Genomic DNA, 26,963 nt, shown 5'->3' on the forward strand with positions numbered 1-26,963 from the left:
ATGGTGACCAGTGTGGAGTCGGGCCGGTCAGCTCGCGAATCGAATCGGCATCAGCAGATACCGGAACTCCTCCGCGTGGTCCGCACCGTCGATGCTGTCCTGGCCGGTCATGACGGCCGGCTTGGAGGAGTGCGTGAAGGACAGCCGTACGAACGGGGTGTCCAGGGCGCCGAGGCCGTCGAGCAGGTACTGGGGATTGAATGCCGTCGAGATGTCCTCGCCCACGAGCGTGGACTCGAGAACCTCGGATGCCTGCGCGTCGTCGCCCTGACCCGCCTCGAGGACGACCTGACCCTCGCTGAAGGACAGTCGGATCGGGGTGTTCCGTTCGGCCACGAGCGCGACACGTTTGGCGGCCTCGACGAGCTCGGCGGTGCTCGTGACGGTGTGCGTGGTGGTCTGCTCCGGGAACAGTCGGCGGACCGGCGGGTATTCACCGTCGACCAAGAGCGAGGTGGTTCGACGCCCGCCGGCCTCGAATCCCACGATGTCCCCGTTCTCGACCAGAGCGACGTCGATCGATCCGGCGTTGCTGAGGTTCTTCGCGACGTCGGACAGTGTCCGGGCCCGGACCAGGGCCACCCGGCTGACCGACGGCGATGCCGGCGTCCAGGAGACCTCGCGCATGGCGAGGCGGTAGCGGTCCGTGGCCAGGAGCGTGACCTTGTCGCCCTCGATCTCCACGCGTACCCCGGTGAGCAGCGGCAGCGTCTCGTCGCGGCCCGCCGCGATCGTGACCTGGGAGATGGCCTGGGCGAACGCGTCTCCGGAGATGGAGCCGGTGGTGTCCGGCAGATCGGGCAGCGCGGGGTAGTCCTCGACCGGCATCGTCAGCAGGGTGAACCGGGACGCGCCACAGACCACAACAACCTTCGAGCCGTCGACGCTGACCTCGACCGGCTTGTTCGGCAGGGCTCGGGAGATCTCGGCGAGCAGCCGTCCGGAGACCAGTGCCGAGCCCGGCTCGTCCACCTCGGCTACGACACTGGAACGGGCCGACACCTCGTAGTCGAAGGTCGAGAGCACGAGCGTGCCGTCGGAGTTGGCCTCGAGGAGGACACCCGCGAGCACCGGCACCGACGGGCGGCTGGGCAGCGTGCGTGCCGTCCAGGTCACGGCTTCCGCCAGCACATCTCGCTCAACCCTGAACTTCACGATGTCGGCCTCTCTCCTGATCTGGTGGTACTCGGCGGTGCTGCTCGGCTCTCGGCGCGGCCCGGCGTCGGAGTTCCCGTGGGTCCTCAGAGCATAGTGACAACGTTCGAGCGCTCGAACCACGATCGAGCCGGTGGCTGCCCCATCGGTCTGCTCGTGCGAGCCGCCCTGCCGAGACTAGTCGAGGGTGGACCTGCCGGGCAGGTCCAGTGGCCTCGATGGTCTGATCGGGAAGCAGAAGTTGTCGTTCGGGCAGATGTTGGTTGTTCACACCCGGATCCCATAGAGATAGGTAGTCATCGTCATAGGAGCTGTGGATGTTGTGGACAACCGACGTCCGTGCAGGTCAGCGCGGCGACGGCGATGTGGACCGGCAGTGCGACCGCCGTGCACAGGGCCCCATGGAAGCTGTGTAATCACAAAGTCCCCAGCAGGTCCGTCCACGGATCTCAGGGTCTGTGTCCACGGGAACGTGTCGTGTGTCCACGGGTGTCCACAGGTTCATCCACAACTGTGAATTGGTTGAAATGAGTGAACGTTTCGTGGCGAGGAGCTGCTGGTCCACGGTCCAGGTGCTGGACGCGGGCCGAGGCGGCGGTCAGCCGCGTTGCTGCTGCTTGATCCGGTTCGTCAACTCGGTGACCTGGTTGAACGTGGACCGACGTTCGGCCATCTGCTGACGGATCTTGCGGTTCGCGTGCATGACGGTGGTGTGGTCGCGGCCGCCGAACAGCTGCCCGATCTTCGGCAGCGACAGGTCGGTCAGTTCCCGGCACAGGTACATCGCGATCTGACGGGCGTTCACGAGCACCCGTGAGCGGTCGGCGCTGCAGAGCGCCTCGATCGTCACGCCGAAGTAGGTGGCGGTCTGCGCCATGATCGACGACGGCGTGATCTCGGCTCCGTCGTTGTCGGTGATCAGGTCCTTGAGCACCATTTCGGCGAGCGAGAGGTCCACGGACTGTCGGTTGAGGTTCGCGAATGCCGTGACCCGGATGAGCGCGCCCTCCAGCTCACGGATGTTGGAGGAGATCTTCGACGCGATGTACTCCAGCACGTCGTTCGGGGCCTGGAGGCTCTCGCTGCCGGCCTTCTTGCGGAGGATCGCGATGCGCGTCTCGAGGTCGGGCGGCTGGACGTCGGTGATCAGACCCCACTCGAACCGCGACCGCATCCGGTCCTCGAAGCCGTTGAGGAGCTTCGGGGGCAGGTCAGAGGTGATGACGACCTGCTTGTTGTCGTTGTGCAGGGTGTTGAACGTATGGAAGAACTCCTCCATCGTCTGTTCCTTGCCCTGCAGGAACTGGATGTCGTCGATGAGGAGGACCTCGACCTCGCGGTACCGACGTTGGAACGCCTCGGCCTTGTCGTCGCGGATCGAGTTGATGAAGTCGTTGGTGAACTCCTCGGAGTTCACGTACCGCACCCGGATCCCGGGGTAGAGACTCTTCGCGTAGTGCCCGATCGCGTGGAGCAGGTGGGTCTTGCCGAGCCCTGACTGTCCGTAGATGAAGAGCGGGTTGTACGCCTTGGCGGGTGCTTCGGCGACGGCGGTCGCCGCGGCATGCGCGAATCGGTTGCTGGATCCGATCACGAACGTGTCGAACGAATAGTTCGGGTTGAGGCGGGCATTCGGGTCGACGCCGGTCGCGTAGTGGTCCGGCTGTGGCGCGGACCGGGGCGCCGGTCGCGTCGCCGGCCGTTGCTCGCGGTCCGAAACCGGTTCGGCTCGGCGCGGAGGTTCGTCGATCGTCAGGGTCTCCTCAAGGGACGGGTCGACCGTGACCGCAACCTTGACGTTGTGCGTGAGGGCCGCCGACAGTGCGGCCGTGATCGACTCGCGGGCGCGGGTCTCGATGAACTCCTTGGCGAATTCGTTCGAGACCGCGAGCAGGATGGTGTCGTCGATGACGCCGAGTGGCTTGGTGAGCCGGATGAAACCCAGGTGCGGTCCGCTGAGCTCGCCGCGGTCGGTGAGGATCTCGATGGCCCGGGTCCATGCAGGACCGAGCGCTGCGGCATCGACTGGTGACTCGGACACATGACCCCCTGCAGCAAGATGGTGACAGCATCGACGGTGGTGTCGTCCACAACTCTATCCACAGTCTGTGTGCAACCGGTCTCGGTTCGAGAACGCGCGAGATCCTGCGGACAGTGAGGCGTGGATGTCACCGTCGGGAGGTGCGAGCGTAACCCCGCTGAGCGGCGGGTGCCACCGGTCGTCCACAGGATTGTGGATCGAGTTCGGTCCGGTTCCGGCGTGTGTGCGGCGGGACCGCGCGGATCGCGCCCGGTCGGCCGGCGAGGCAGAATGCGGGGAGTGTGGGGAAGGCCTCTACCGCGGGTTTGACCGGGTAACCCAGCCTCGCGTACCGTGGATCAGTCGTATGGACGCGCGTGTCCTCCTGCCCGGAGGCCCGCGTTCGGACGGTTCTGCGCCTTGCTTCCCCGGTGATGGCGCCCTTCCCAACATCTTTTGGAGCATTCCCGTGAGCAAGCGGACCTTCCAGCCGAACAACCGGCGCCGAGCCAAGGTGCACGGCTTCCGACTGCGCATGCGCACCCGCGCTGGTCGCTCGATCCTGGCGGCTCGTCGCCGCAAGGGCCGCAGCGCGCTGTCTGCCTGAGCACGGTGCTGCCGGCACAGCACCGGATGCGTCGTGGTGACGAGTTCGCCGACGCGATCCGGTTCGGTGCCCGCAGTGGCACGCCACGAGTCGTGGTGCACTACCGAGGATCCACCCGAGCCGATCCGGCTCGGGTGGGTTTTGTTGTGTCCAAGGCGGTCGGCGGCGCGGTTCAGCGGAACCTGGTGAAGCGTCGGCTGCGTGCGATCAGCGCGGCCCGGGTGCAGGCTCTTCCGGCCGGGAGTTCGGTCGTGGTGCGGGCGCTGGCGCCCGCTGCAGCCGCGACCTACCCGGAACTGGAACGCGACATGGTGCGTTGTCTGGACAGGAGCGCACGCGCGGAGGTGAAGCGATGACGCAGCCGATCGGTGAGTCCTCGGGGTCCTCCGGGGCCGAGAGCGCGCGTGGACGGGTCCGGAATCCGGTGACGTGGTTGTTGATGGGCCTCGTCCGCGGCTATCAGTTGATCGTCTCTCCGTGGTTCGCACCCACGTGCCGCTACTACCCGAGCTGCTCCGCCTACGCGATCGATGCGCTGAGGAAGCGTGGCCCGGTAGTGGGGATCGGGCTCGCGATCTGGCGAGTGCTCCGTTGCAATCCCTGGTCGGCCGGCGGTGTCGACCACGTACCAGCCCGGCGATCCCGGCATGATCGCATCCGCCGCAGCCCCCTCCGACGAACACGTACGCTCTTCGGTAGACCTGCCAGCCTGGGTCCGCAGCCGCGGTCCTGACATTGGAGAACTGCTAGTCCATGGATTTCTTCGACAGTTTGCTGTGGCCGATCAAGGTTGCGGTCGCGTGGATCATGGTGCGCGCGCACGACGTTCTGACCTGGCTCGGGATGGATCCAGCCGGGGGCTGGACCTGGTTGCTCTCGATCGTCGCGCTCGTCGTGGTGATTCGGATCCTGCTGATTCCGCTGTTCGTCCGCCAGATCAAGGCGTCCCGTGGGATGCAGTTGGTGCAGCCGGAGATCCAGAAGCTGCAGAAGAAGTACAAGGGCAAGACCGACCCGGCGTCTCGGCAGGCCATGCAGCAGGAGATGATGGCCATCTACAAGGAGGCCGGGACGTCGCCGTTCGCCTCCTGTCTGCCGATCCTGGCGCAGATGCCGATCTTCTTCGCGTTGTTCAGGGTGCTCTCGTCCCTTGAGGCCGTTGCTACGGGCACCTACGCGCGCGGCGACAGCATCGGACCCTTGACGCAGGAACTCGCGGCGCAGGCGGAGTCGTCGGAGATCTTCGGGGCCTCGTTGTCCTCCACGTTCCTTGGTTCTGATGACCTCGCAGTCAAGTTCGTGACCGCAGCGCTGATCATCATCATGTCGGCCACGACGCTGTTCACCCAGCGTCAGCTGACCATGAAGAACATGCCGCAGTCGGCACTCGACAACCCGATGGCGCGGCAGCAGCGGATGCTGATGTACATCCTTCCGTTGGTGTTCGCGTTCTCCGGCGTGAACTTCCCGATCGGTGTGCTGGTCTACTGGTCCACCTCGAACCTCTGGTCGATGGGCCAGCAGTGGTTCGTGATCCGGAATTCGCCGGCGCCCGGCTCTGAGGCCGAGGCGAAGTACAAGGAGCGTCAGGCTCGCAAGGCCAAGCGCCGCGGCAGGACGCTCGAGGACGATGGCGCCCACACCCCTGACACGACGGATACGGACACGCTGACGACCGGCGCAAGCGGCCAGCGGCAGCAGCCGAAGCGCAACAGTCCGAGGTCCAAGCGCGCTGGCGGCCGACCGGCCGCGGTGTCGGCGGGTGGGGCGGTTGAGCAGGAAAGCGAGCCGGAGGCCATCGCCGAGCCAGCTCCCGCGCCGTCGTCGAAGTCCACGAAGCCCAAGAAGTAGCGCTGAGAGCGCCCCACAGCCCGAGAGGTCCGATGATGACGAACGACACCAACCAGGTCGAGACAGCGGTCACTCCCGCTGACGCGGTCGCCGACGCCAAGCCCGCTACCGACGAGGTGGCCCCCAGCAACCGGCTCGAGGAGGAGGGTGAGATCGCGGCCGACTACCTCGAGGAACTGCTCGATATTGCGGATCTGGACGGCGACATCGACATTGACGTCGACCACGGTCGCGCGGCTGTCGAGATCGTGACCGATTCGGATGATGCGAATTCGCTCAAGCGGCTCATCGGCGACGAGGGTGAGGTCCTCGACGCACTGCAGGAGTTGACTCGGTTGGCGGTTCAGGCGAAGACGGGTGAGCGGAGCCGGCTGATGCTGGATGTCGCTGGTCACCGACAGGCACGCAAGGTTGAGCTCACGGCGATCGCCCAGGAGGCGATCGACCGTGCGCGAGCCGAAGGCGCCGACGTTTCGCTCCCCGCGATGAACCCGTTCGAGCGCAAGGTCATTCATGACGCGGTTGCGACGGCGTCCCTCATCAGTGATTCCGAGGGTGTGGAGCCGAAGCGTCACGTTGTGGTTCGCGCTCCCGCTGCGGATTGAGAGGGGACGTGTCCGGTCCGGCGGCGGACGGCGGGGAGTCGACCGAGGATGCGGATGTGGTCGTCGACGATGCCGCGAGTCGCGCCGTTCTCGGTCTTGCGTGGTCCGGAGCGGCACGGTTCGCAGAGATGCTTGCGGACGAGGGTGAGCTGCGAGGGCTGATCGGTCCGCGCGAGGTGCCGCGGCTCTGGACTCGCCACGTCGTCAACTCTGCGGCGGTGGCGCGATTCCTTCCGGCTTCCGGGTCGCTGGCCGACGTCGGATCTGGTGCCGGCCTGCCGGGTGTGGTGCTCGCGTTGATGCGACCCGACCTTGACGTGCACCTGATCGAGCCGATGGAGCGTCGGATCGCGTGGTTGGCGGAGGTCGTCGAAGAACTTGACCTGGACAACGTGACGCTCCACCAGGTTCGGGCCGAGGAGTTGCACGGTCGCCTGCGGGTCACTGCTGTGACAGCGCGCGCCGTTGCTGCGCTCGGAAAGCTTGCTCGGCTTACGTTGCCTCTGGTGGAACGTGGAGGTGTCCTGCTCGCTCAGAAGGGTCGCCGTGCGGAGGAGGAACTCGCTGAGGCGGCTCCCGTTCTACGGAAGCTGGGCGTGAAGTCCTTCTCGGTGCATGAGGTCGATCTCCTTGGAGACGGCGAGACGACCAAGGTGGTCGAGGTCCGCAAGTAGAACCTAGAACGTATGTTCTAGGTTCTTTGTGGCGTCTTGGAGTCCTGAGTTCACTTGCTTATCGGCGCAATGCGCGAGCGGTGTCCCGGTGTGGTCGCGGCCGGCCGGCCCGGCTCTGTGCGCATCGCAAGGGCCGGTCCCGTCGTCCCAGGTGCTCTCGGCCGGTGCAGTTTGGCGATGAGTGTTGTGGTTGCGAATGGGTGCCAGCGGCGTGCTCGTCGGGGTGATGGTTTCACGTGGAACGGCTCCGAGCGCAAGGCAGAGCCGGCGGAGTCCGGCCCTCAGCGCCAAGCCGGTGAGCCTGGGGCGACGCGGACCAGTCCGGCAGAGGCCTGCCCCGACGTCACCAGGTCGCTCCTGTCGGACCCGACTCGATGTGGTGCGGCGATCCGGGTCGTCCGGCCCTGCTGACTTGCGGGACTCTCGACTGCTATCTTGCGGTCGTTTCACGTGGAACTGAGTCGCCGTGCGATCGGCGTTCCGAGTAGGTTCCGGTCGAGTCCAGACCTCACCCGCGGTGAAGCGGTCCGCTGAGGGATCTGCGAGTTCGTCAGATGTGGCCGACGGCGTACTGTTGTGTCATTGAGGTGCGGGCGTCTGTCCTCCCGGAGGCGGTTGTCACGTTGACCCGCACATGGTTCGGGAACGTGTGGTGTGACCGTGTCGCATTCCGTTTGACGTGAATCGTCACTGGTCTGCACCGTGCGTAGCTCCACGGGAATCAGCACCCGTTTCACGTGAAACGTCGCGGGTGTGCGGTTGCGGTTCTCCAGAAGTCGGGCACCGCTTCGGGTGAGAGTTCCACGGTCTGTACTCGCGGTGCTCCGCTTGTCGGAACTGCCCCACGCGGCGTATCAGCCTGTTCTCCATCGTCAGTGCCGCCTGCGTTTGTCGGCTCTGTTTCACGTGGAACGTTGCCCGGCGATGGTGGGACGCCTGGCAAGTGTCCCTTTGGTGATGCGGTCCGACGTGGAGCGGTATCCGCCGTTGGTGGATTGACGGGTCTCATCTTGTAGCCGGCCCAGATCGACATGGAACATGACGAGAGGGTCGTTGGTGAACCCTCCTCGCTCCGGATCTGTTTCACGTGAATCCTCCCCGTTCCATCGCGCGCCGAGAGCGCGCGAAGGGTTCGATCTGGTCGACTTGCGGAGGGCCGGTCCAGCGGGCGCCTCAGCGACCTGCTCGAGGAGGCGGCGCCGCACCCGGGCCCGTGGGAGGGTCCGTCCGCTGGGACGAAATGTTCGAGAGGCTGTGGTGTGTTGTGGCGGCCGGTCCTACCTGCCTCCATGGGGTGGCACTGACGACCGCGGCGTATCGCGCAGGCTCTGGATGTCTGCGCCCGGTGCGGTTGCTGCCATACGCTTCTGGTAGTTGCGTCGCTCGCGTTGCTCCCGAGGTGCCACGGAGGCTATGAAGAGGGTGTTGATGGGGTCCGTGTTTCACGTGAAACGGGGCGACGGTTCATTGCCCGCCCTGTCCTGGATCTTCAACTGCGTTCCTCAGCGACCTAGGAATGAGCCGATCACGTCGGTGAATGGATACGCAGCATTGCCACGGGTGTGATCCGTGACAAGCAGCGGGTTCGGTTTCACGTGGAACTCCGGCACGTATGGTTCGCTCGGAACGGTGGTTGGCGTGCGAGCTGGCGCTCTAGTCGGAGCGTGCGCAGCGCCGATGGCCTGGCGCATGACTGCGACTGCGGCGCAGGCCGATGCGCGCATGCTGGTCGTGGCTGGGTCCAACGAGCACTGGTCGAGGTGGTTTCACGTGAAACCCCTCGCCGCGTCGGGAGAGGTCGGCAGACGTCCGCGAGACTCATCTACCTGGCCTGCATGGGTGTCCGCTTGACGGTGAACTCCTATCGCCAGCGCTGAGCGGTACTGGCTGCGGTGAACGCGGCGCGGCGGCATGGCGAGGTCGGAGGGCTCGGGCGCATTGCTGCCGGCTGCCGGCTACCTGCTGCTGACTCCCGGCTGCCGATCGCACGCTGGCGGCCGGTCGCGGGGCTTGGGGGTCCGGGGTGCCAAACGGCGGCCGCGTGCGTTAAGCCGAGGCAATGATCCTGTTCCACGTGAAACGGGGCTACCCCACGCACGTCTACCGGGCCGCACAGCTCCGCGCCACGTGGTCCAACTCGACTGGATGCACCTCGTGCTCGCTACGGCTTCATGTGCGTTCATGCACACGGCGACACGTCGCCGACGGCCTCGCCCGCGTCGTGCGGCGACCGTGCTGATCGTCTCTCGCATGGACCCGGGTGTGACCGGCTGGTCGTGTGGACGTAGCCGACGGCCGGGTTCGCGAGTTCAGTTTCCCTTGACGGCGTGCGGGTCCGCCACCTGGATCGGAGTGGCCAACGTTTCACGTGGAACACCATGGTTGCTCGATATTGCCAGAGCGGTTCGAGCCGGCGTGAAGGCGGGAGACGCCAGCGCGCTCCCCAGCGGTGCACCTGTCGACGTATCGCTATGTACCCGAGTCGCGGCGCTGTTCAAGGCGAACGCGGCACATCTCCCGGCTGCGCCGTCGTGCACATCGCGTTCGTTTGGTTCCTACGGCCGGTTCCACGTGAAACGAGGCGTCGTTCCACGTGAAACAACACATGACGACACGTACACGACGCGCGGGTGCGGATGGTCTGAGCGGCACCGGAACACGCTTAGGCTGTGGTGGTACGCCAATCCCCCTCGAATGGACGCTCCACGTGGATCAGGAAGACACCGGTGTCGTCGGTCAGACACCCACGGATGTCACATCACCGCTCTCATCCGAGGAGGAGCGCCGACTCGAGCTGATGTCGGCCATCCCGCTGATGGACGAGACGACGCCTCTCGCAGCCGAACTCGCCGTCGATGCCCGCCGCAGGATCGAGCTCGCGGGCCGGAGGTTCCCTCCGCCGTGGCAGACCCGGGTCTTCACCGTCGCGAACCAGAAGGGCGGTGTTGGCAAGACCACGACAACCGTGAACCTGGCTGCTGCGCTCGCGAAGGCCGGCCTGAAGGTCCTCGTTATTGATAATGATCCTCAAGGAAACGCCTCCACAGCGCTTGGGATCGAACACCATAGTGGCGTCCCGTCGACATACGACATCCTGATCAACGACGTTCCGATCTCCGAGGTGATCCAGGAGAGCGACGTGATCCCGGGCCTGTACTGCGTCCCGGCGACGATCGATCTCTCCGGCGCGGAGATCGAACTGGTGTCGGTCGTGGCAAGGGAGAACCGGCTGCGCAATGCACTGGCCGCCTATCTCAAGGAACGGTCACGAGATGGTCAACCGCGGATCGACTACGTCTTTGTGGATTGCCCGCCGAGTCTCGGACTGCTCACGGTGAACGCATTCGTCACCGCACGCGAGGTGCTGATCCCGATCCAGTGCGAGTACTACGCCCTTGAGGGCCTCAGCCAACTCCTGAACAACATCAACCTCATTCGGGCCCACCTGAATCCCGCGCTGCACGTATCCACGATCCTGCTGACGATGTTCGACGGTCGCACGAACCTTGCCCACCAGGTCGCCGAAGAGGTGCGCGAGCACTTCCCGGACCAGACCCTCCACACCTCCATCCCGCGGTCCGTCCGTATCTCGGAGGCGCCGAGCTACGGACAGACCGTCCTGACCTATGACGCAGGGTCCTCCGGGGCGCTCGCCTACCTCGAGGCAGCACGCGAGATCGCGAAGAGAGGGGCGCTGCCCCCCGAGACGTCGGTCGATCAGGCAGTCGATGAGTCGTCCACCCAGGAGCAGTCCGTAGACCAGGAACTCGGCGAAGCGTCCACCGAGGCGCCCGAGGTTGAGGGAGCGAACCGATGAGCGAGCGTCGACGAGGACTTGGCCGAGGGCTCGGCGCGCTGATTCCGACCACACCGCCGTCGGGCGGCGGCGGGGCAGGGCGGCCGGTCGACGTGTTCTTCCCGGACTCCCGTGGCGCGGCGACGGCAGTGGCGACACCACCGGACCCGGTTGCTGAGTCGGCGTCGCAGAGTCCGCAGTCCCCGACGGTCCCGAGCGCGAACGAGCCGGCGACGGCCTTGGTCGCAGGCGCGGTCGATTCCGAGACCGCGGTGAGCGAATCGAGCCTCGCGCCGTCCGACGACTCGACCGAGGGCCCCGAGGACTCCGTCGATGCGATCACCGGCCCGGCGGCTACGGTCTTCGAGGTCACGGACCGTGCGCCAGCGGCAGGCGAGCGACAGCCTGGATTCGATGACGGCGAGCTTCGGCCGGTGCCCGGGGCAAGGTTCGCCGAACTCCCACTGGATGCGATCCGCCCGAACGCGAGCCAGCCCCGTCAGGTGTTCGACGAGGACGACCTCGAGGAGCTCGCGGGCTCGATCCGTGAGGTCGGCGTCCTGCAGCCGGTCGTCGTGCGCCCCTCGGGCACCGACGTCGAGGGACGTCCCACCTACGAACTGATCATGGGTGAGCGCCGGTGGCGCGCATCCCGGCTCGCCGGGAATGACACGGTACCCGCGATCATCCGGGACACCGCCCAGGACGACATGCTCCGGGACGCGCTCCTGGAGAACCTGCACCGGGCGCAACTGAACCCGCTCGAGGAAGCGGCCGCATACCAGCAGCTACTGGACGACTTCGGGTGCACCCACGATCAGCTGGCAACCAAGATTGCCCGGTCCCGGCCACAGATCTCGAACACTCTCCGACTGCTCAAGCTGCCACCCCTGGTCCAGCGCCGGGTCGCGGCCGGAGTCCTGTCCGCGGGCCACGCCCGTGCGCTGCTCGGACTGCCCGACGGCGGCGCGATGGAGCGGCTCGCGCAACGGATCGTCGCCGAGGGGCTGAGCGTTCGCGCGACCGAGGAGATCGTCACCCTCGGTGACGACCCCACCCAACCTGAGATGCGGCGGCGCCCGCGAGCCGGCGAGCACAGCGAAGCACTCGACAACCTCGCCAGCCGGCTCTCGGACCGACTCGACACGAAGGTCAAGGTAAACCTAGGTCAGCGTAAAGGCCGCATCAATATTGAGTTTGCAAGCGTGCAAGACCTCAATCGCATCCTGAACGCCCTCACTCCCGACGATCCGGGCGTGCTCCAGCCGACCGCCGAGTGAGGCCGCGAGGCTGACCCGCCTCGCGCTCAGTCCCGCTGGGTGAGGCGGGCCGCGGCCACGATGCTCCGGTACAGGTCACCGAGCGGCTGTGCGCCGGCCTGGGCCGCTTGCGGGAGCAACGAGGTCTCGGTCATGCCCGGGGCGACGTTCACCTCGAGGAACCAGGGCACGTCGTCGGCGTCCACGATCATGTCCGTGCGGGAGAGATGGCTCAGACCCAACGTGCGATGGGCGAGGACCGCGAGGTCGGCCGCCGCGCGCTCGGCCTGCGGGGTCAGCCGAGCCGGCGCGAAGTACTCGGTGCGGCCCGGGTTGTAGCGGGCGTCATAGTCGTAGGCGCCGTCGGTGGAGATCTCCACGGCGGGCAACGCCACAGGACCCTCGCCCACGTCGACGACGGACACTGCCAGCTCGGTCCCGACGATCACTCGCTCGAGCAGGGCGTTCTCCCCGTAGGAGAAGCAGGTGACCATCGCCCGGGGCAGTTCCTTGGCGTCGGTCACCACGGACACTCCGAGCGCGGAGCCCCCCTTGGCCGGCTTGACCACCAGCGGCAGGGCGAGCCGCTCGAGCACGATGTCGAGGACCGCCTGTGCGCCGACCTCCCGGAACAGCGACTGGGGCAAACTCGCGAACTCCGGGGTGTACGCACCGGCCCGGGCCATCAGTGTCTTGGAGACCGGCTTGCTCCAGGCGATCCGGGAGCCGGCCGAGTCGGTGCCCACGTAGGGCACGCCGACGAGCTCGAGCAGGTCACGGATCGAGCCGTCCTCACCCGTGGCACCGTGCAGGATCGGCCACACGACGTCCGGGCGTGCCGACTCCAGGTAGCTCAGCAGGCCCGCGTCGACGTCGCGGACGCTGACGGACATCCCGAGCGCCCGGAGCGCCTCCGCGACCCGTCGCCCGGACCGGAGCGAGACGTCCCGTTCGTGCGACAGCCCTCCCGCGAGGATCAGCAGTTCGAGGGGTGCTCCGGCAGCGTCGGGTGCGGCGGCGTCCATGGTGTTGAGTCCTCAGGCCTGGTTCGGGGAGGGGGCTTGGGTCCCGCGGACCACCTGGGTGGCGGCACCGGTCCCGAACATGCGCACCAGCTCGTACTCGTCGTTGACGACGGTCGCAAGCCGGCGGACGCCCTCCTGGATTCGTTCGGGTGTGGGATAGCAGAACGAGAGCCGCATGTGGTCCTGACCCTGACCGTCGGCGTAGAAGGCCGTGCCCGGGACGTAGGCGACGAGGCCGGTGACCGCGCGCGGGAGCATCGCCTGCGCATCGAGGCCGGCGGGCAGCGTGACCCAGGTGTAGAACCCGCCGGCGGGCACCGTCCAGGTGGCGGCCGGCATGTGCTCGGCCAGGGCGGCGAGCATGGCGTCCCGACGCTCCCGGTAGACCTCCCGGAAGGATTTGACCTGGCCCCGCCAGTCGCAGGTGCTCAGGTAGGTGGAGACCGAGAGCTGGCTCATCATCGACGGGCACAGGATCGCCGACTCGCTGGCCAGGACGAGTCGCTCGCGGACGGCGTGTGGGGCAACGGCCCAGCCCACCCGGTACCCGGGCGCGAACGTCTTCGAGAACGAGCCCAGGTACACGACCGCTTCGGGGTCGTAGGAGTGCAGTGCGGGCAACGGGTCGCCGTCGAAGCCGAGGAGCCCGTACGGGTTGTCCTCTAGCACCAGGACGCCGTGGCGCTTGGCGATCTCGACGATCCGCGGGCGTCGCTCGAGGGAGAGCGTGACCCCGGCCGGATTGTGGAAGTTCGGGACCGTGTACAGCAGCTTGACCCGGCGCCCCTCCGCGCTGAGCCGGGTGAGGGTCTCCTCCAGGGCCTCGGGGATGAGCCCGGCGTCGTCCATGTCCACGTGCACGACATCCGCCTGGTACGCACGGAACACGCCGAGGGCGCCCACGTAGCTGGGGGCCTCCGCGACGACCACGTCGCCCGGGTCGATGAAGATCCGCGTGACCAGATCCAGCGCCTGCTGCGAGCCGGTGGTCACCACGACGTCGTCCGAGTGGGCCTGGATGCCCTCGAGGGACATCACCTCGAGAATCTGCTCGCGCAGCGCCTCCTCACCCTGACCGGAGCCGTACTGCAGCGCGACGGCGCCCCGTTCGGTGAGGAGCCGCTGGGTCAGGTCGGCGATGTTGTCCAGCGGGAGCCCGGCCAGGAACGGCATGCCGCCAGCCAGGGAGACGACCTCAGGACGGTTGGCGACAGCGAAGAGCGCTCGGATCTCGGAGGCCTTCATCCCGTGGGTCCGGTCGGCATAGTTCCCGAGCCACGGGTCCAGGCGAGTGCCGCGGGCGGGTGTGGTGCCGCCGGCGGTGGTCGGTGCCGCGGCTGCGGACGGGGCTGCAGGAGCGAAGGCAGCAGCAGCGGCGGCGGCGGCGACGGTGGGCGTCGGCTCGACGGGTGCCTGCTGGCTGCGTTCGTTCATTGCGATTGCCTTCCGGAAAATGGGTCGTCGACCTGGAAACGACCGACCCCCCGAGTGTTTCATGTCTCGGGGGGTCGGAGCGCTAACGGCTCGGCGGGCACTACCGCCCGTGGGCCGGTCAGGCGATGTACTCGGAGATCTCGTCGAGGAACTTCTTCTTCGGGCGCGAGCCCACCAGGGACTTGGACAGCTCGCCGCCGGTGTAGACGTTGATCGTGGGGATCGAGACCACGTTGTAGTCCCGGGCCACATCGGGGTTGGCGTCCACGTCCACCTTGACGACCTTGATCTTGCCGGCGTACTCGTCCGCGATCTCCTCGAGGATCGGGGCGAACTGGAGGCAGGGCTGGCACCAGCTGGCCCAGAAGTCGACGATGACCGGCTGATCGGCCTCCAGGACGTCCTGACCGAACGAGTCGTCGGTGGCGTGGGTGACGTTGTTGCTCATGCGTGTCCTCGGATCTCGAGTGCGGGAATGGGAGTGGTCATTCGGCGAGGGCCGCGGCTAACGCGCCGACGGGGTCCCCGGAGTTCGTCGCATCCAGCGCCGCCAGGTAGCGCTCGGCGTCCAGAGCGGCCGCGCAGCCGGTGCCGGCGGCCGTGATGGCCTGGCGGTAGTGGTGGTCGACGACGTCGCCCGCGGCGAACACGCCGGGCAGGTTCGTGCGGGTGCTCGGGTGCTCGACGTCGACGTAGCCCTCGCTGTTGAGGTCGATCTGCCCGGCGAGCAGCTCCGTGCGGGGCAGGTGCCCGATCGCCACGAAGATGCCGCTGGCACCCACCTCACGCGTCTGCCCGGTCACCGTGTCGCGAAGGGTGGCGCCACTGACCTTGGCATCGCCGTGGATGGCCACGATCTCGCTGTTCCACGCGAAGCTGATCTTCGGGTCGTTCAGAGCACGCTCCGCCATGATCTTCGAGGCGCGGAGCTCGTCACGGCGGTGGACCACCGTGACCGTCTTTCCGAACCGGGTCAGGAACAGGGCCTCCTCCATCGCGGAGTCGCCGCCGCCGACCACCAGGATGTCCTGGTCCTTGAAGAAGAAGCCGTCGCAGGTGGCACACCAGGAGACGCCGCGACCGGAGAACTGCTTCTCCTCGGGCAGGCCCATCTCCTTGTACGCCGAGCCGGTGGCCAGGATGACCGCGCGGGCCGAGATCTCCTCGCCGTCCTCGGTGGTGACGGTCTTGATGTCGCCGGCGAGCCGGACCGAGGTCACGTCCTCGTACCGGACGTCGGCGCCGAACCGCTCCGCCTGCTCCTGCATCTTCTCCATGAGCTCGGGGCCGAGCACACCGGAGGGGAATCCGGGGAAGTTCTCGACGTCCGTGGTGTTCATCAGGGCACCGCCCGCCGTCACCGACCCGGCGAACACGATCGGGGCCAGGCCGGCACGGGCTGCGTAGACGGCGGCCGTGTAGCCGGACGGCCCCGAGCCGATGATGACGACGTCGTGGACTGTGGGGGTGGCTTCGGTCATGCTCGGTCCTTCGCTGGATGGTGGGTGCTGTTCAGGTGAACCATGGCCGACCCGGCATTGTTCCTGGGAGCGGCTCAGCCGACCGTGATCTCCGCGAGCTCGATCCGGTTCCGGCCGTCGGATTCCGCGACCGGGAGTTCAGGGAACCACAGGACGATCGAGCTGAGCTCGGTGGGTGTGGACAGGGTGTAGGTCGTGCTCGGTCCCATCGGACCCTCGGCGAGGACCTCGCCGCCGTCGGGTGCGGTGGGGTCGGTGTTGCGGATCTGCACGATGCCGCCGCTGCCATGCACGTCGAGGGTGACCGTCGTGATCAGCGTGGGCTCTTCGAGCCCGACGGCGAACCCCAGGCCGTCCTTGATCCCGTAGTTCGGGTTGTTGTACCGGAGCGAGTTCCAGGTGGTCTCCGGGTTGCCGTCGATCGCCCGGCCGGCCGTGTCCTCGTTGTCGCCGACGCCGGAGGCCGGGTCGAGCGACTGCGCCGAGACGAACGTGGCCACGACGGGCGGCGGTGGTGTGGTCGGCTCCTGGGTCGGCTCGGTCGTCGTCGCGGGCTCCGTGCCGTCCGTCGGCACCGTCGCCGTCGGGTCGGTCGTGGGTGCGTAGGACGTGCGTGCGTCGTTGAGGGACTTGAAGGCCAGGAAGCCCGCGAGCAGGACGAGGGCGATCATCAGCAGGATGACGATCGGCGTCGGGTTGAACCGCGGACGGGGCTCGCTCTGCTCGGCGTCGGTGGCCTCGTCGGTCTCGGGGCGTCGGAACCGGTCCCCAACGGCTCGGGCGTTCTCCTTCAGGGCACCGAAGGCGCGCTGTGAACCGGCGACGGCGGCCGCGGCCCCCGCGCCGACCGCGGAGCGGGACCGGTCCGTGTCCGAGAACCCGTCGAGGCCCTCGTCGGCACCCTCGTGCGGCAGGTCCCAGCCTGCCAATGGCGCTCCGGGCGTCGGGAGTGGACCGGCGCCGATCGCGGGGGCGGGTGGTGCGCCGTCGATCTCGGCCGCTGCCGCATCGGCACCGACGCTGCCGTCCGGACCGCTCCCGGGTTCGGCGGGCAGGTCCCAGCCCGCCTGCGCGGGGGCTGGTGCGGGACGCGGTCCGGCCCCGATGGCCGGTGCGCCGTCGATGGCGGCCGGCCCTCCGTCGAACGACGTCGTGGCGCCCGCGATCCCGGACGATCCGGCCGCGGTGGCGCCGGTCTCGGCCGCGCGGGTGCCAGCTCCGGCGCCGGCTCCGGCGAGCGCGCCTGTGACCGCTCCGACGAGGGCCCGGCCCTTGGCGCCGAGGCGCTGCCACAGCGATTCCTGCGACTCCGGAGCCGTCGAGGCGGCTCCCGCATGCTCGTGACGGGCGTGATAGCTGTCGATGATCTGGATGCGGTCGGGAGCCTGCTCGTCCATGCGCACCAGATCGTCGAAGGGTCGCTGTTGGCCCGGGTCCGGCGGGGGCTTCAGGGTCCAGTTGCTCGGGTCCACGGGTCCGCGCACCGGGGAGAGCTGGGTGGTCGCGTCCGGAGCGCCGAGGGCTGCCGGGTCCGCGTCCGGCCCCGGGAGGTCGGCCTCGGTCGACCCGACATCGGCCCCGGTGGTTGCGTAGCGTGCGGCGGTCCCGGATTCGACCGTTGCCTCCGCGCCGGCCGCGCCAGTTGCAGCGGCGCCGGCAGCAGCCGCGCCCCCGGCACCGGCCTCTGCGGCGGCGCCGGCCCCGGAAGACGAAGGCCGATCCGGTCCGGCGCCCTGCGGCGCGGCACCCAGACCGGCAGCCGACGGCGGGACGGAAGTTCCGCCGTCGTCCGCGGTTCGTGCCGACGCGAGCACGCTCGGGTCGAGGTCGTCCCACGGTGCGAGGTCACGGACCAGCTCGCCCGGGGTGTACGGACCGTCCTCGTGCGGACCGAACGTCACGGAGCAGAGCGTGTCGAGGTCGTGGGGGATGCCCTCGACCACGTCGCCGGGCGGCACCGGTGCGCCGCTGTGGCGCGCAGCGACGGGCAGCCCGCCGGCGCGTGCGGGTTCGCCGGGCCAGGTGCCGGTCAGTGCCGTGTACAGCAGGGCGACGAGGTCGACGCTGTCCGTACGTGCCGCGGACCGTGCATCACCGCCGTCGATACCGAGCTGGGCAGCGTCCACGGCGAGGCCGGTGAGCACCACGCCGCGCTCGCTGACCAGCAGCGAGGCCGGTCGCAGGTACAGGTGGTGGACGCCGCGCTTACGGGCGGCTTCCACGGCACCGGCAGCCTCCCCGACGATGGCGCGCGCCGCGGCCGCGGGCAGCGGACCGGACCGCACGAGATCGGCGAGGGAGGGGGTGTCTGCGGTCTCGATGACGAGGTAGCCCAAGCCGTCGGAGGTCCCCACGCGCAGAATCCGGGCCAGGCGTTCGTCCCCGACCAGGGCGGCGCGGCGGGCGGCGTCGAGCGCCTCCTCGCGGTGCGACCCGTCCAGGGTGACGATCCGGACGTCGCGCTGCAGGATCTCGTCCCTGGCGGTCCAGTGGGTGGTCTGCGCCAAGGGGGCCGCAAGCCGCGCGAGCAGGACGTACCGGTCCGCGATGGTTGATCCGACCACCAGGTCCGTGGCGGTGCCTCGATTCACGGGGGCGCCTCCGATACGCTGTGGAACTCCGCTGATCTTTCCCCACATGGTACGCAACGGCGCGGGCATCGGGACGCGCGCGGCCAGAGCGGCGAGTGGCCGGGTCGCGGGGGCCGCCATCGTGGAGACCCGGCGCATGAGTGCGTCGAGTTCTCCCACCCGCAACCGGCGCAGCAGGATCAGGTAGATCGCCAGCATCAGCGCACCGAGGACGAGCACCCGCAGCAGCGCCCCGGCGAACCCCGTCTCGACGCCCCACAGGTGCAGCAGGCCCCACCCGATCAGGGCGGCGGGCACGGCCGCCATGAACACCCGCAGGTGGGTCAGGAAGACTCGGCTGCCGTCAAGGCTCGGCAGCCTGCGGCGCAGCGCCAGGTACGCGACGAGCGCGCCGACCGTATTCGCGACCGTGGTGGCCACCCCGGCGCCGGCAACCCACCACTGCACGTCCAGCAGGAAGTAGCTGAGCACGCTGCCGACGATGAGGATGACCGCCATCGGCACCTGGATCAGGAACAGGGACTTCGTGTCCTCGAAGGCGAAGTAGACCCGCTGGGCCATCGTCCAGATCGCGATCGCAGGCAGGCCGGCGAGCATCGCGACGAGCACGCCGCCGACGGCTCGGTAGGCCGGGAACGAGGCGGCGTCGAACTGGATCACCTGCGTGACCGGGATGGCCAGCACCATGAGCGCCGCCGCCGCGAAGACCGTGAACACGGCCAGGGTCCGCAGCCCGAAGGACAGGCTGTCCCGGACCGCGCGGGTGTCGGCGGAGGCGGCCTGCTCCGACAGCCGGGTGAACATCGCCGTCACCAGGGACACGGTGATCAGCGACTGCGGCAGCATGAAGATGAGGAACGCGTTGTCGTAGGCGGCGTTGCCGGCGACACCGAAGTCGCCGTCGGCGGTCGAACTTGCCGCGGCCGCGACATTCGAGACCGCCAGATATCCGACCTGACCCGCGGCGAGCGCGGCGAACGCCCAGGTGGCCACCCGCCCCGCGCTGGCCAGGCCGGTGTTGCGCAGGCCCCAGATGGGTCGGAACCGGAAGCCGCTGCGGACCAGCGGGATGATCAGGACCAGGGCCTGCACCGCAACGCCGAGGGTGGCGGTCCCGGCCAGGAGCGCGATCCGGCCGGCGTCCCATGCCTCGACGGTCGGTGGGCTCGTCTCGTCGAAGCCCCCGAAGATGACCAGGTAGACGATCAGCCCGGTGATCGCGATGACATTGTTCGCGGCCGGGGCCCACATGTACGGGCCGAAGATGGACCGCGCGTTGAGGACCTGCCCGAGCAGCGCGTAGATCCCGTAGAAGAACAGTTGCGGGATGCACCAGAACGCGAACGAGACCGCCAGTGCTCCCCAGGGGCCGTCCTGGAACCGGGCGGCGTAGAGCGTGACCAGCAGGCTCGACGCGAGCGTGAGCACCACGGTCACGAGCAGCAGGAACGCCCCGGCCAGGGTGAGCAGCCGGTTCACGTACTCCTGGCCACCGTCCTTGCGGCGCATCGCCCGCACGATCTGCGGGACCAGGACGGCGTTCAGGATCCCGCCGGCGAGGAGCATGTAGATGATGTTCGGGAGCTTGTTCGCCACCGAGAACGCGTCCGCGGCACCACCGATGGAGAAGATGGCGGCCACCAGCAGGGCGTTGCGGACCAGGCCGAGCACCCGGGACACGAGGGTCCCGGAGAACATCAGCGCCGCCGAACCGGCCAGGCCTCCGCGCGGTTCACTCATCGGGAGTCCTTGGTGTCGGCGGGAGGTGGTGGGGTGTCGGCCTCGGCGGGCGTCGCAGCGGCCTCCGGTGGATACCGGCGCCCACCCCGGCGAATGGTGCGGAACAGGCCGAACACGAACGCCACCCCAAGCACCACGACGGCCGCCGTCAGCCCCGTGCTCTCCCAGTCCGCGCGGACCCGGACGTCGAACGACGACGGCTCGGCCACGGGCGTGCCACCCGCCTCGGGCAGCACCAGGACCACCACGGTGACGTCGCCGTTCGCGACCGCGGTCACCGGGATCCGCACCGTGGTGGTGCCGTTCGCCGGGATGGTCGCGGGCACCACCTCGTCGGCCTGCAGGCGCGGGTCGTTCGGGTCGAGCTGGATCACGACCTCGGCGTCCGCGTCGAGTGCGTTGTCGATCGTGATCGGCACTTCGCTCGCGTCCGAGATGAGCAGCACGCTGCTCCCGGCCTGCACGGTGATCATCGAGCGCAGCTCGGCGACGGCATCCGTGGCACCGTCGGTGAGCGTGCCGCGGGCCCGCGGGACCTCGAGCAGGGCCGCCGAGGGTGCGCTCAGCAGCGCGACGGCCGGCGCGTTCGTGAGGGTGCCCGGCTCGGCGAGCACGTGGTTGAAGGCGTCGAGTTCCGTCCAGGTCTCGCCGAGCCTGGCGAGCTCCGCAGTGGTCAGGCGATCACCAGCGGGGGTGGCCAGCTCGAGCGACCGGCCCTCCGTACCCACGGAGCGACCGAGCAGGCTGCGCAGGCTGGTGACCTCGAGCCAGGGTGCCTCCGCGAGCGAGTCGAGGATGGTGCGCAGTCGCTCGATCTCGGACGGGTCGGTGCCGAGATCCCGCGGGAGCGCGGCCATGAGCCCTCGCGGGTCGTTCGGACGTTCCCGGGTGATCACGGCGGTCTGCGCAAGGAACGACTGCTGTGCCTCCGCCGTGGTCAGGTCCGGGGCGGTGAGGGTGTCGGAGAGCGATCCGTCCCAGAGCACCGCCTCGACGTTCCCGCCCGCGGTGGTGATCTCGGTCCGGCCGGACGGCGTGTAGGTCAGGTCCCCGGTGGTGGGTACCTGGTCGGCGGGGAGCACGACCGTCTCCGGCCCGGACCGCGCGATCGCGGCGAGCGTCGGCGCATCCGTGGCGGCCGGCCAGATCACGTCGTCGAGGACGGCCACCTCCCGCTCGGCCAGCAGGCCGGCGGTCCGGTCCGCGGCCGCATCGATGAGCGTGCGCTCGTCCGCTCGGGCCATGGTGATGGCGTCCGCGTCCGCGTAGGCGAGGGCGACGACGTCCCGCCGGGCGCTGGCCTCCACGAGCATCTCCACGAACGTGGGCAGTTCGGCGGCGATCAGGATCGGGTCGTCGTCGTCACCTTCCGCGGCGTCGTCGTCGGGCGCGGTGCCCGACGGCGGGGGGTCGGTCGTGGGATCCGTGGCACCTGGGGCGTCGGTCGTCTGAGCGTCGGCCGTCGGAGCGTCGGTCGCCGCACCGTCGTCCGGGGTGCCGGTCGGCGCGTCGCTTACCTCGTCCGTCGGGGTGGGGTCCTGGGTCGGATCCTGCCCGTCGGGACCCTCGTCGGTCGGTGCCGCACCCGTCGGCAACTCGAGGAGGACCGGGTCGAGGCCCCACGCCACCGGCAGGTTCCGGGTCGCCTCGATCAGGGCGGTGATCCGCGTCGCGGCCACCTGCCCGACGAGGACCCCCTCCTCGATGGCCGTGCTCCACTCCTGCGCCGTGGGGGTCAGCGGGAGCAGCACGGTCAGCTCGGTGGGTCCGGAGGACTCGATCGCCTCCGGGTACCAGAGCAGGACGGATCTGGCCCGGCCGGTGACGCCGCCGTCGGACACCACGATCTCGTAGCCGCGGGGACCCCAGGCCGGGGTGCCCCCGAAGGGTGAGGACTCGGCCGGGATCGAGACCGTGAACGGTGCGGTGGCGCCGGGCGCCACGTCCTGGCCGAGGTTCGCCAGGGTCAGCGTCTCCACCCGGCCGGAGGTGGTTTCACCGCTCAGCCACCGGGCCAGGCCGTTCCGGGAGTCCGGGACCCGGGTCTGCATCCGCAGGCGCACGTACGGATCCGCGAGGACCTCATCCGTCTCGTTCGTGATCGTGCCGGTGACGACGAGATCCAGGCCGGGTCGGAGCACGGCCGGGGTCGTGCCGGTGATCTCGACGGTGACGTCCCCGGGCGCGGCATGGGCAGCAGGCACGGTCTCGGCGGGGGCGAGCGGGCCGATCGCGGCGAGGATCCCGAGCAGGCACGCCACGAGCGCAGCCCGCACGCGGAATGTGCGGGGTCCTCGGCGCGTCATCCCAGGCTCACGCGGCGGGTCGTCATGAGCGCCCGGTGAGCATGTCCCGGGCGGTTGCCACGACCCGGCGCTCGTTCGGGTAGGCCAGCCGGGCCGCGACATCCGTCAGCGCCACCCAGGCCACGGCCTCGGCCTCGTGGTCGGGGTCGTTCTCGGTGGTGAGGTCACCGCCGAGCGCCTCGAGCAGGTAGTGGTGGACAACCTTGTGCACGCGCCGGTCCGAGCCGGCGAACCAGTAGTCGATGGTGGCGAGGTGACGGAGCACCTGTCCCTCGATCCCGGTCTCCTCCGCGATCTCCCGGACAGCGGCCTCCTCGGCGGTCTCGGTGCCCTCCAGGTGACCCTTCGGCAGGCACCATTCCAGCCGGCCCGCGCGGTTGCGCCGCGCGATCACCGCGGTGTACGCCTCACCGCCCACGACCCGCACCACCAGGCCACCGGCGGAGGTCTCATCGACCACCGGTAGCGAGTGCGCGTGGGTGCGCCGCAGGCGCGTGACCGGGGGCCGTGGCGCCCGCGGTCGAGGGGTCGGAGCTGCGGCGGACATAACGACACTGTAATCAAGGCCACGCGCAGGTGGGGCACCCGGCACGCGTCTTCAGGGCCCTCGGGCACCGATCGGCAGGCGGATCGGTCGACGCCGGCTGGCAGCGCCCCGCCCGCACGTGGCACGCTTGACGGTTGTGCCCCCCACGTCACCCACACCGCCCCGAGAGTCTCCCGCGGAACTGCTGCGCGTCGCCCTCGGCGTGCTCGCCGAGTACGCACCCGACGCGATCGAACTCGGGAAGGCGTTCGCGGACGCCGGGCACGAGCTGGCGTTGGTCGGCGGACCGGTGCGCGACGCCTTCCTGGGCCGGGCCGGCGTGGACCTGGACTTCGCGACCTCCGCGCGCCCGGACGACACGGAGCGGATCCTGGCCACGTGGGGTGACGCCCATTGGGACATGGGCCGGGAGTTCGGCACCATCGGAGCCCGGCGCGGGGACGTGATCGTCGAGGTCACCACGTACCGCACCGAGGCCTACGACCCGACGTCCCGCAAGCCGCAGGTGGCGTACGGCGACTCGCTCGACGGCGACCTGTCCCGTCGGGACTTCACCGTCAACTCGATGGCGGTCCGGCTGCCCGACCTGACGTTCGTGGACCCCTTCGACGGGCTCACCGACCTCGCGAACGGGCTGCTGCGCACCCCGGTCACGGCGGAGCAGTCGTTCGACGACGACCCGCTGCGGATGATGCGCGCCGCCCGGTTCAGCGCCCAGCTCGGGTTCGACGTCGATGAGTCCGTGCTGAAGGCGATGACGGCGATGGCGGAGCGGATCACGATCGTCTCGGCCGAGCGGGTCCAGTCGGAGCTCGTCCGGCTGCTCATGTCGACCGCCCCTCGGCGCGGCCTGGAGCTGATGGTCTACACCGGCCTCGCCGAGTACGTTCTGCCCGAACTGCCCGGTATGCAACTGACCATCGACGAGCATCACCGGCACAAGGACGTCTACGAGCACTCGCTGACCGTGCTCGACCAGGCCATCGACCTGGAGTCCGGTCCCGACGGCCCCGTGCCGGGGCCGGACCTGGTGCTCCGCCTCGCGGCGCTGCTCCATGATGTCGGCAAGCCCGCGACCCGGCGGCTCGAGCCGGGCGGCGGCGTGAGCTTCCACCACCATGAGATCGTCGGCGCGAAGATGGCCACGAAGCGGCTCCGGGAGCTGCGCTTCGACAAGGCCACCATCAAGGCCGTCTCCCATCTGGTGGCGCTACACCTGCGCTTCCACGGATACGGGGAAGCCGCGTGGACGGACTCCGCGGTGCGCCGCTACGTCACCGACGCCGGTGACCAGCTCGAGCGGTTGCACCGACTGACCCGCGCCGACTGCACCACCCGGAACCAGCGCAAGGCGGCCCGGCTCTCACACGCCTACGACGACCTCGAGCGCCGGATCACGGCGCTCTCCGCCGAGGAGGAGCTCAAGGCCATCCGCCCGGACCTGGACGGCACTCAGATCATGGAGATCCTCCAGATCCCGGCCGGCCGGGACGTCGGCGCCGCGTACAAGCACCTGCTCGCACTCCGGATGGAGCACGGCCCGCTCGGCCCCGAGCGCGCCGAGGCCGAGCTGCGCTCCTGGTGGGCGGCCCGCCGGGCCGGCTGACCGTGTCGCCGCGCGCTCGACCGCGAGGTTGTTGTGCTGCCCACGTTCGTAGGCGCCAACAACCTCGCGGTGGGCCGCCTCACTCCCAGCGGACGGACTCCTTGCCGTCCTCGCCGACGACGTACTCCGCACGCGCCGGCGCGGCCGTGCTGCGCTCGAGCACCTGGTAGACCCCACCGGTGGAGGTGATCCGGGTCTCGAGCACGGTGAATGCCGCCGGGTCGTCGCCCGGCTCGAACAGGCGCTTGCCAGCGCCGACCAGGACCGGGAAACTAATCAGCCGGTAGGTGTCGACGAGCCCGGCGACGTGCAGGGTTCGAGCGAGCCGGTGACTGCCGTGCACCTGGAGCTCGCCCCTACCCGGTCCGGCCTTGAGCGCGCGGACGGCCTCGACGACGGCGGCGTCGCTGCCGGCCGGGATCACGTCGGTGTTCGCCCACCGGGCCGTGGTGCCGGCCGAGGTGACCACGTGCTTGCGCAGCGTGTTCAGGGCGACGGCGACGGCGTTGCCCGGGTCGGTGATCCTCGACCAGTACTCCTGCATCATGTCGTAGGTGGTCCGGCCGAGCAGGAAGGCGCCGGTCGCGGCGAACCACGTGTCCACGATCGAGCCGAAGTCCTCGTCACCGAACGGCACCATCCAGCCGCCCTGGGCGAACCCGCCCGAGGTGTCCTCGTCGGGGCCGCCCGGTCCCTGCATCACGCCATCCATGGTCACGAACTCGTGCACGGTCAGCCTCATGGTCATCCCACGTCCTCCCTCTCGGAACTCCTGTTGCTGGGAACAGACCGTCCGGACGGCCCGAACTCATCGCGAGCGATGCTCGAAGCAGCCCCGCCAGGGTGCCGCGTCAGACCGGGGTGCGCTCGCCGTCGAGCACCGGCACCGGACGGTCGTGCACCCGGCGTACCCCACGCCGGTAGGCCACGGCGATCACCACGTAGGCCACCGCGAGGGCCGCGAACACCGGCCTCGACCAGCCGGTGTCCGGCAGCGCCGCCGCCGCCAGCGCCGCGGCTCCGGCGAACGCGGCGTTGTAGAGCATGTCGTAGAGGGAGAACGCGCGGCCGCGGAACGAGTCGTGGGTGTCCCGCTGCACGATCGTGTCGACGGCGATCTTCGCGCCCTGAACGGCCAGGCCCATCAGCACGGCCGCCGCCGCGATGACGGCGAACTCCGGTGCCGCCGCCATGAGGATCTGGCTGACGGCGCCCAGGCCCAGGCACACGACGATCCACGTCGAGGGTGACATCCGCTCGTGCGCGATCGGGGTGGCCACGATCGCGAGGCCGTTCCCGGCGAACGAGATCGAGGTGAGCACCGCGAACATCGCCAGGCCGGCGCCGGCGTCCGTCGGCTCGGAGAGCAGGTTCCGGGAGATCAGGATCAGCGCGATGAAGTTCAGCCCGTACAGGAATCGGTGCAGCGCCATCACCGCCAGCGCCATGCCCGGGGTGCGCCGCCGGATCAGGTAGCCGGCGCCGTCGACCAGGTCTCGGAGGGTGGCGCGCACATCCGCCGAGAACGCCTCGAACCCGCCGCGGGTGCGTGCCGCGCGCGTGGGGCCGAGCAGATCCGGGCCCATCCGCAGCGCGAGCAGTGCCGCACAGCCGAACAACACCGCCGCGGTGGCGAGCACCAGGCCGTCCTTGCCCGGGCCGGCCGGGACGAGCCAGCCGATCCCGAAGCCGAGCCCGGCTCCCGCCACAGCCGAGACCGCCCCGAGGGTCGGCGTGAGGGTGTTCGCCATCAGCAGTTGTTCGCGTGGCACCACCCGCGGCAGCCCGGCCGAGAGCGCCGCGAGCAGGAACCGGTTCACGCCGAGCGTGAGCAGCGCGAGGACGTACACCGCCGGGCCGACGCCCTGGGTGGCCATCAGGACCGCGAGGGTGAGGCCGAGCACCACCCGGATCGCGTTCCCGACAGCGAGCACCTGACGCCGACGCCAACGGTCGAGCAACGGACCGGCGAACGGACCGACGATCGTGAACGGGAGCAGCAGCACCGCGAAGGCAGCGGCGACCGCCCCCGCCGTCGCCAGGTTCTGCGGCGAGAAGAAGAACAGCGTGGCCAGGCCGGCCTGGAACATGCCGTCCCCGCATTGCGAGACAAGTCGGACCGAGAACAGCTTGCGGAAGTCCCGGTGGACGAGGACGGTGCGGAGGTCCGCGATCACACTCACCAACGCAGGCTATCGCGGTCGAGGGCGCGCGCCCCGGACAGCACAACAGCGCGCCGACCCACCGGGCCGGTCCGGATCGTGGG

At 69.2% G+C, this 26,963-nt stretch carries 20 protein-coding genes; 9 read left to right on the forward strand and 11 right to left on the reverse strand.

Going from position 1 to position 26,963, the window contains the following annotated elements; genetic code table 11:
- Nucleotides 1–27 precede the first annotated feature (27 nt).
- Nucleotides 28–1,155 carry a DNA polymerase III subunit beta gene (gene dnaN, locus KCQ71_RS12635; protein ID WP_223406371.1) on the reverse strand — a complete coding sequence of 376 codons (1,128 nt, stop codon included), beginning with the start codon at nucleotides 1,153–1,155 and terminating at the stop codon, nucleotides 28–30.
- Nucleotides 1,156–1,753: 598 nt separating this feature from the next.
- Nucleotides 1,754–3,196 carry a chromosomal replication initiator protein DnaA gene (gene dnaA / locus KCQ71_RS12640; protein ID WP_372454017.1) on the reverse strand — a complete coding sequence of 481 codons (1,443 nt, stop codon included), beginning with the start codon at nucleotides 3,194–3,196 and terminating at the stop codon, nucleotides 1,754–1,756.
- Between the two features lie 448 nt (nucleotides 3,197–3,644).
- Here dnaA and rpmH point away from each other — a divergent pair, with 448 nt between their 5' ends.
- From rpmH to KCQ71_RS12680, 8 genes are all read left to right on the forward strand, one after another.
- Nucleotides 3,645–3,782, forward strand: a complete 138-nt coding sequence (gene rpmH / locus KCQ71_RS12645; RefSeq protein WP_133105649.1) for a 50S ribosomal protein L34 — start codon at nucleotides 3,645–3,647, stop codon at nucleotides 3,780–3,782.
- A 5-nt stretch (nucleotides 3,783–3,787) separates the two neighbouring features.
- Nucleotides 3,788–4,138, forward strand: a complete 351-nt coding sequence (rnpA, locus tag KCQ71_RS12650) for a ribonuclease P protein component (RefSeq protein ID WP_223406373.1) — start codon at nucleotides 3,788–3,790, stop codon at nucleotides 4,136–4,138.
- Nucleotides 4,139–4,221: 83 nt separating this feature from the next.
- Nucleotides 4,222–4,515 carry a membrane protein insertion efficiency factor YidD gene (yidD, locus tag KCQ71_RS12655; RefSeq protein WP_223406639.1) on the forward strand — a complete coding sequence of 98 codons (294 nt, stop codon included), beginning with the start codon at nucleotides 4,222–4,224 and terminating at the stop codon, nucleotides 4,513–4,515.
- A 20-nt stretch (nucleotides 4,516–4,535) separates the two neighbouring features.
- Nucleotides 4,536–5,633 carry a membrane protein insertase YidC gene (gene yidC / locus KCQ71_RS12660; RefSeq protein ID WP_223406375.1) on the forward strand — a complete coding sequence of 366 codons (1,098 nt, stop codon included), beginning with the start codon at nucleotides 4,536–4,538 and terminating at the stop codon, nucleotides 5,631–5,633.
- 35 nt (nucleotides 5,634–5,668) lie between these two features.
- Nucleotides 5,669–6,238: a Jag family protein gene (locus KCQ71_RS12665; RefSeq protein ID WP_223406377.1), complete on the forward strand. Its 570-nt coding sequence runs from the start codon at nucleotides 5,669–5,671 to the stop codon at nucleotides 6,236–6,238.
- 8 nt (nucleotides 6,239–6,246) lie between these two features.
- On the forward strand, nucleotides 6,247–6,912 hold the full coding sequence (rsmG, locus tag KCQ71_RS12670) for a 16S rRNA (guanine(527)-N(7))-methyltransferase RsmG (RefSeq protein WP_223406379.1): 666 nt from the start codon (nucleotides 6,247–6,249) through the stop codon (nucleotides 6,910–6,912).
- Nucleotides 6,913–9,709: 2,797 nt separating this feature from the next.
- Nucleotides 9,710–10,729 (forward strand): ParA family protein, encoded by a 1,020-nt coding sequence (locus KCQ71_RS12675; RefSeq protein WP_223406381.1) that lies wholly within the window; start codon nucleotides 9,710–9,712, stop codon nucleotides 10,727–10,729.
- The gene (locus KCQ71_RS12680; RefSeq protein WP_223406383.1) at nucleotides 10,726–11,988 is read left to right on the forward strand and encodes a ParB/RepB/Spo0J family partition protein; all 1,263 of its coding nucleotides are present in this window, start codon (nucleotides 10,726–10,728) and stop codon (nucleotides 11,986–11,988) included. The genes KCQ71_RS12675 and KCQ71_RS12680 overlap by 4 nt, the downstream gene beginning before the upstream one ends.
- A gap of 26 nt (nucleotides 11,989–12,014) precedes the next feature.
- On the opposite strand, the gene KCQ71_RS12685 is transcribed toward KCQ71_RS12680, so the two are convergent.
- From KCQ71_RS12685 to KCQ71_RS12715, 7 genes are all read right to left on the reverse strand, one after another.
- Entirely contained in the window at nucleotides 12,015–12,992 is a 978-nt protein-coding gene (locus KCQ71_RS12685) for a D-alanine--D-alanine ligase family protein (RefSeq protein WP_223406386.1), read from the reverse strand.
- A 12-nt stretch (nucleotides 12,993–13,004) separates the two neighbouring features.
- Entirely contained in the window at nucleotides 13,005–14,426 is a 1,422-nt protein-coding gene (locus KCQ71_RS12690) for an aminotransferase-like domain-containing protein (protein ID WP_308116636.1), read from the reverse strand.
- 118 nt (nucleotides 14,427–14,544) lie between these two features.
- Nucleotides 14,545–14,874, reverse strand: a complete 330-nt coding sequence (trxA, locus tag KCQ71_RS12695; RefSeq protein ID WP_223406388.1) for a thioredoxin — start codon at nucleotides 14,872–14,874, stop codon at nucleotides 14,545–14,547.
- 37 nt (nucleotides 14,875–14,911) lie between these two features.
- On the reverse strand, nucleotides 14,912–15,907 hold the full coding sequence (gene trxB, locus KCQ71_RS12700; RefSeq protein WP_223406390.1) for a thioredoxin-disulfide reductase: 996 nt from the start codon (nucleotides 15,905–15,907) through the stop codon (nucleotides 14,912–14,914).
- Nucleotides 15,908–15,981: 74 nt separating this feature from the next.
- A complete protein-coding gene (gene murJ / locus KCQ71_RS12705; RefSeq protein ID WP_223406392.1) occupies nucleotides 15,982–20,238 on the reverse strand; it encodes a murein biosynthesis integral membrane protein MurJ in 4,257 nt (1,418 codons plus the stop codon).
- Nucleotides 20,235–22,514 carry a DUF6049 family protein gene (locus KCQ71_RS12710; RefSeq protein WP_223406394.1) on the reverse strand — a complete coding sequence of 760 codons (2,280 nt, stop codon included), beginning with the start codon at nucleotides 22,512–22,514 and terminating at the stop codon, nucleotides 20,235–20,237. Before KCQ71_RS12710 ends, murJ begins: the two co-directional genes overlap by 4 nt.
- A 52-nt stretch (nucleotides 22,515–22,566) precedes the next feature.
- Complete coding sequence (locus KCQ71_RS12715) at nucleotides 22,567–23,091, reverse strand: NUDIX hydrolase (protein ID WP_223406396.1); 525 nt, start codon at nucleotides 23,089–23,091, stop codon at nucleotides 22,567–22,569.
- 127 nt (nucleotides 23,092–23,218) lie between these two features.
- Between KCQ71_RS12715 and KCQ71_RS12720 the strand changes: the two genes are divergently transcribed.
- Entirely contained in the window at nucleotides 23,219–24,697 is a 1,479-nt protein-coding gene (locus tag KCQ71_RS12720) for a CCA tRNA nucleotidyltransferase (RefSeq protein ID WP_372454019.1), read from the forward strand.
- A 79-nt stretch (nucleotides 24,698–24,776) separates the two neighbouring features.
- Here the strand turns inward: KCQ71_RS12720 and KCQ71_RS12725 are convergent, their stop codons facing one another.
- Together KCQ71_RS12725 and KCQ71_RS12730 are read right to left on the reverse strand one after the other, a co-directional pair.
- Nucleotides 24,777–25,445: a dihydrofolate reductase family protein gene (locus KCQ71_RS12725; protein ID WP_223406399.1), complete on the reverse strand. Its 669-nt coding sequence runs from the start codon at nucleotides 25,443–25,445 to the stop codon at nucleotides 24,777–24,779.
- Nucleotides 25,446–25,548: 103 nt separating this feature from the next.
- The gene (locus KCQ71_RS12730) at nucleotides 25,549–26,880 is read right to left on the reverse strand and encodes an MFS transporter (RefSeq protein WP_223406401.1); all 1,332 of its coding nucleotides are present in this window, start codon (nucleotides 26,878–26,880) and stop codon (nucleotides 25,549–25,551) included.
- Between the last annotated feature and the right edge of the window lie 83 nt (nucleotides 26,881–26,963).

Origin of the sequence: Occultella gossypii (genome assembly GCF_019947135.1) — a bacterium.
Taxonomy (GTDB): domain Bacteria; phylum Actinomycetota; class Actinomycetes; order Actinomycetales; family Beutenbergiaceae; genus Occultella; species Occultella gossypii.